Source organism: Pseudomonas sp. FSL R10-1339 (genome assembly GCF_009600545.1).
GTDB lineage: Bacteria > Pseudomonadota > Gammaproteobacteria > Pseudomonadales > Pseudomonadaceae > Aquipseudomonas > Aquipseudomonas bubulae.
Map to the genome: position 1 here is coordinate 1 of NZ_WIVQ01000159.1, position 5261 is coordinate 5261.

Sequence of the window (5261 nt, forward strand, 5' to 3'; positions counted from 1 at the left end):
GCGTCAGGCCAGCGCAAGGCGGGCTGCCCAGGCGGCGGCACTGAACGTTGCCCAGCGCCAATTGCACACCCAGCGCGCTGCCATTGAACAAGCCCGTGCACAACTGGCCAGCGCCCAGGCCAGCACCCGCCAAAGCAAGCTTGATGAACAGGACACCGTGGTTTACAGCTCCCTGGCCGGCCGCGTCGGCAGCCGCTCGGTGCGGGTGGGCCAATACCTGCAACCCGGAACGCGCCTGATGACCATAGTGCCCCTCGATGAGGTCTACCTGACCGCCAACTTCAAGGAAACCCAGATCGAGCGCATGCACCCCGGCCAGACCGTGGCGGTGCATATCGATGCCTGGCCGGGGATAAAATTTGAGGGTGTGGTTGAAAGCCTGTCGCCCGGTACCGGCTCACAGTTCGCCCTGCTGCCGTCCAACAACGCCACCGGCAACTTCACCAAGATCGTACAGCGGGTGCCGGTGCGCATTCGCCTGAACCCCTCTGCCGATAAAGGCATTGAGTGGATGCCGGGGCTGTCGGCCACTGTCGACGTCGACACCCATCGTGGCTAGTGCTGTTGCTGCATCCGCAGCGCTGCAACCGCCCCGGGCAAATGCCAGTACCAGCGACTGGATTGTGGTCTTTGCTGGCGCATTGGGCGCGTTGATGGCCACGCTGGACATCTCCATCACCAACGCCGCCCTGCCTCAGATTCAGGGCCAGATTGGCGCCTCTGGCACCGAAGGCACATGGATCTCGACCGGCTACCTGATGGCTGAAATTGTCATGATCCCGTTAACCGCCTGGTTGACACGGGTGTTCGGGCTGCGCAATTTCCTGATCGGCAACGCGATTCTGTTCAGTCTGTTTTCGATCCTGTGCGGCATTAGCGAAACCTTGCCGCAGATGGTCATTGGCCGGCTCGGCCAGGGCTTTGCCGGGGGGGCCATGATTCCCACGGCGCAGGTGTTGGTGGCCACCCGCTTACCGCGCCATCAAATGCCCATCGGCATGACAATGTTCGGCCTGATCGTACTGCTCGGGCCACTGCTGGGCCCGGTATTGGGCGGCACCCTGACCGAAAATTTCAGCTGGCGCTGGTGTTTCTTTCTGAACATTCCGGTGTGCGCCTTGCTGCTGGTGATGCTCAGTCAGGGTCTGAAAAAAAGCCCGAGCAACTGGCAAGCGTTTATCAAGGCCGACTGGCTGGGGATTATCGGCCTGACCGTGGGCCTTAGCGCCATGACCGTGGTACTCGAAGAAGGCAATCGCGAGCGCTGGTTCGAGTCTTCGCACATCATCGGCCTGAGCCTGCTGGCGGTGTCCGGGATCGCCTTGCTGCTGATTGCCCAGAGGCTGTCGAAGACGCCGATTGTGCGTCTGAAACTCCTGCTCAATCCGCGCTTTGCCAGCGTGATCGCGATTGTATTTGTGGTGGGCTGCGGACTGTATTGCGTGGCTTTTGTACTGCCGCAATTTCTGAGCAATATTGCCGGTTTCAATGCTCAGCAATCCGGAGCGGTGATGCTGATGTCGGGTTTGCCGGCGTTTTTGATGATGCCTGTTTTGCCACGCCTGCTTGGCCGCGTGGATACCCGCATCATGGTCATGCTTGGCCTCGGTTGCCTGGCCAGCAGTTGCCTGGCCAGCAGTTGCCTGTTGGCCATGGGGCTGACCGCCGACAGCGTGGGCGAGAATTTCACTCGCACCCAACTGCTGCTGGGCCTGGGCCAGGTAATGGCGATGATGCCGCTCAATCAGGCCTCCATGAGCTGCGTGCCGGCCCACGAGGCGGGTGAGGCTGCGGGTATCTACAACATGGCGCGCAACCTCGGCAGCTCGGTGGGGCTGGCGCTGCTGGGGACGTTTATCGAGCGGCGCAGCAGCTTCCATGACGCCACCTTGCGCGATGCCGTAAGCGTACAGTCGGTCGAAGCTCACACTCAGCTTGCAGCGTCCGCCCAGGGCTTTTTCGCTGAGCACGGCGATCTCGCCCATGCCCAGCTCCAGGCACTGGGTCAACTGGCCGGGCAGATCCAGGTTCAGGCGCAAGTGATGACCTACAGCGAAACCTTCTACGTGCTCGGCATCGCCTTGCTTTTGTGTCTGCCCCTCGCCCTCTTTCTAAAAAAACCGCCTGCCGGTACGCCATTGAACACAGGACACTGACCATGATCGCTTGCAAACCCTTGAGCCTGTTGGGTCCGTTGTTGCTGGTGGGCTGCACCTTGGGCCCGGACTATCACGCGGCACCCGACAGCCACCTGCAAGACAGGGACTTTACCCGTCAGGTGGTTGGCACCCAGGCGCAAACACCACAGGTTGCCGAATGGTGGCGCGACCTCAATGACCCGGTGCTCAACCAGTTGATCGACAGTGCACTGGGCCACAGCCCCGATCTGCAAGCGGCCGCCGCGCGGTTACGCCAGGCCCGCGCCGGACTGGCGGAAAAACGCAGCAACCAGATGCCCAAAAGCTCGGCCACGGCAGCGGCGCTTTACACCGGCTCGGGTGACAGCCAGACCGACGCCACCCACCTGTACCTGAGCGGTTTCGATGCCAGCTGGGAGCTGGATATTTTCGGCGCCAGCCGCCGCGCGGTAGAAGCAGCCAGTGCCGAAGCCGATGCCGTACAGGCGGATCTGGCCGACGCCCATGTGCAACTGGCCGCTGAAGTGGGCCAGGCCTATATCGGCCTGCGCGACCAGCAACAGCGGCTGCGCATCGCCCGCCAGTCCGAACAGCTTGAGCGCCAGTTGCTGGACTTTACCGGGCAGCGCCTGGCCCAGGGAACCGCCTCGGAACTGGACCGTGAACGCATCGCCACCCAGGTCGAAACCACCCGTGCCGCGTCCATCGCCCTGGAGCTGGAAGTGATTGAATCCCTCGACGAACTGGCCTTGCTCAGCGGTCTCGAGCCCGGCGCCCTGGACACCCGTTTGGGCACCGAAGCCGCGCTGCCGGCACTGCCCGCCATGGTCAATATCGGTGACCCGGCGCAGTTGCTGCAACAGCGCCCCGACATCCGCGCTGCAGAACGCCGGCTGGCTTCCAGCACCGCGCAGATCGGAGAACACAAGGCGGCGGCATTTCCCAGGGTCAGCCTGTTCGGCTCCCTGAGTTTCAGCGCCAGCGCGCCGGGCCATCTGTTGCGCAAGGACAACCTCAGCGCCCTGGGTGTCCCCTATCTGCAGTGGAACTGGCTGGACTTTGGCCGCGTGCAGGCCCAGGTCAAACAGGCCGAAGCCGGACGCGACGAGGCCCTGGCCAGGTACCGCAGCAGCGTGCTCGGTGCCCTGCGCGATGCCGATGTGGCACTGGCCCGCTACGGTAACGAACGCCAGCGCAGGGGCACCCTGGGCCGGGTCGAAACCAGCGCCGTACGCGCATCCACCCTCACCGAACAGCGATACCGCGCCGGTACCAGCAGCGTGCTCGACTGGCTGGACGCCGAACGCACCCGCTACCGCGCCGAACAGGACCGGGTTCACAGTGACGGTCAGTTGATCAAGGACTACATAGCCCTGCAAAAGAGTCTTGGGTTAGGGTGGCGCTCCCCGACCTGATTTCCGGATAGACCATGCGCTCCAGCCAGCATGATTTGATGTGGCGCCAGCTGCTGCCCAAAGTGCGCAGGCACGATGAGCCGCTGCAGGTGCAGCTGTGCACCGCGTTTGTCACGGCCATGCTCGACGGGCGCTTACCTGGCGGTACACGGCTGCCATCGAGCCGTGATCTGGCCATGCTGACCGGGGTTTCGCGCAATACCGCAGTACTGGTCTACGAACGCCTGGTAGCCGAGGGTTATGTCGATTCGCGGCCCCGTGACGGTTTTTTTGTATGCGGCGCCATCACTCCGACACAGACCACCCGGCCTCTGCCCGAACAGGCTGCGCAACCACCTGACTGGGCCTCGCGCATGCACCTGGCGCGCAACCCGCTGGCGTTTATGGACCGCCCACCCACCTGGCGCGAAGTGCGCTACCCCTTTATCTACGGCCAGTTCGATCCCCGGCAATTCCCGCTCACCCAGTGGCGCCAGTGCAGCCGTCAGGCACTGGAATTGAAGGCCGTGGATCGTTGGTGGCAGGAAGGCGAGAACGTCGGCGCCAGCCAGCTGATCGATCAACTGATCCGCCGCGTGTTGCCGCGCCGCGGAATTGCCGCCACCCATGATCAAGTGTTGTTGACCCTGGGCCGCCAGCAGAGTTTTTACCTGCTCGCGCGCCTGTTTGCCCGCCCCGGCAGCGTAGTCGGGGTCGAGGAACCGGGCTTTCGCGATCCGCGCAATGCCTTTGCCCACGATGGCGCGCACATGGTCTCGCTGCCCATCGACGAACACGGATTGCAGATATCCCCGGCACTGGCAGCCTGCGACTATCTGTATTGCACACCCGGCTACCAGTGCCCGACCGGTGTGACCATGAGCCTGGGCCGGCGCCAGGCCTTGCTTGAACATGCGCAGATGCACGATCAGGTGATCTTCGAAGACGATGATGACCCCGAGACCGAATACGACGGCCGCGCCCTGCCAGCGCTCAAGGCCACCGACCCGGCGGAGCGAGTGATCTACCTCAGCAGTTTGTCAAAGTTGCTGTCCCCGGGGCTGGGCATCGGTTACATCGTTGCCCCGGCACCGGTGATCGAGCAACTGCGCCAGCTGCAACGGCTGATGATCCGCCAGATCCCGGGCAACAACCAGATCACCGCCGCGCTGTTTATTCAACAAGGCCACTACGATCGGTTGCTGCAACAGGCCCGGGAAAAACTGCAACTGCGGGCCGGGGCGATGGCCACCGCATTGCGTGAAGTGCTGCCGGATGCGGAGTTTGTCATGCCCAGCGGCGGCGCCACGCTATGGCTCAAGCTGGCCGGCGAGCACGACTTGCTGAGCTTGTACTACGCAGGGTTGGCCAAGGGCGTGCTGTTTGACCCGAGCAGTGCGTTTTGCGTCGAGCCCGACACCCTGCCCCGGCCTTGCCTGCGCCTGGGCTTTGGCTCCATCGCCCAGGAGCTGATTGCCCCCGGCATTCGCGAGCTGGGACTGGTGATCAACGCCCACGCGAAACGACCTGCAGTTGTGCGCGGCTGAGCCATTTGCCCCACAACAGCGCCTGCGTTGCCCCTGTGGGAGCGGGCTTGCCCGCGATGCAGGCAACGCGCTGCATCTGGCAAACCGCAGTGCTCCCATCGCGGCCAAGCCCGGCTCCCACAACCCCAGGGCCATCTCTCCCTGTGGGAGCGGGCTTGCTCGCGATGCAGGCAACACGGTGC

The 5261-nt window shown here is 63.6% G+C and carries 4 protein-coding genes; all 4 read left to right on the top strand.

What is annotated here, in order from left to right; all coding sequences use genetic code 11:
• A partial coding sequence (locus tag GHO03_RS23555) for an HlyD family secretion protein (RefSeq protein WP_153400621.1) occupies positions 1 to 559 on the top strand: 559 nt, incomplete at its 5' end.
• The gene (locus GHO03_RS23560; RefSeq protein ID WP_372241789.1) at positions 552 to 2156 is read left to right on the top strand and encodes an MDR family MFS transporter; all 1605 of its coding nucleotides are present in this window, start codon (positions 552 to 554) and stop codon (positions 2154 to 2156) included. The genes GHO03_RS23555 and GHO03_RS23560, both read left to right, overlap by 8 nt.
• A gap of 2 nt (positions 2157 to 2158) precedes the next feature.
• Positions 2159 to 3553, top strand: coding sequence for an efflux transporter outer membrane subunit (locus tag GHO03_RS23565; RefSeq protein ID WP_095020355.1), 1395 nt, complete (start codon positions 2159 to 2161; stop codon positions 3551 to 3553).
• A gap of 14 nt (positions 3554 to 3567) precedes the next feature.
• Entirely contained in the window at positions 3568 to 5079 is a 1512-nt protein-coding gene (locus tag GHO03_RS23570; RefSeq protein WP_095001507.1) for a PLP-dependent aminotransferase family protein, read from the top strand.
• The last annotated feature ends 182 nt before the right edge of the window (positions 5080 to 5261 follow it).

What these genes read in the sequence shown, in the direction of transcription:
- GHO03_RS23570 (WP_095001507.1), top strand. Translation starts at nt 3,568, where the DNA reads ATGCGCTCCAGCCAGCATGATTTGATGTGGCGCCAGCTGCTGCCCAAA.
- GHO03_RS23565 (WP_095020355.1), top strand. Translation starts at nt 2,159, where the DNA reads ATGATCGCTTGCAAACCCTTGAGCCTGTTGGGTCCGTTGTTGCTGGTG.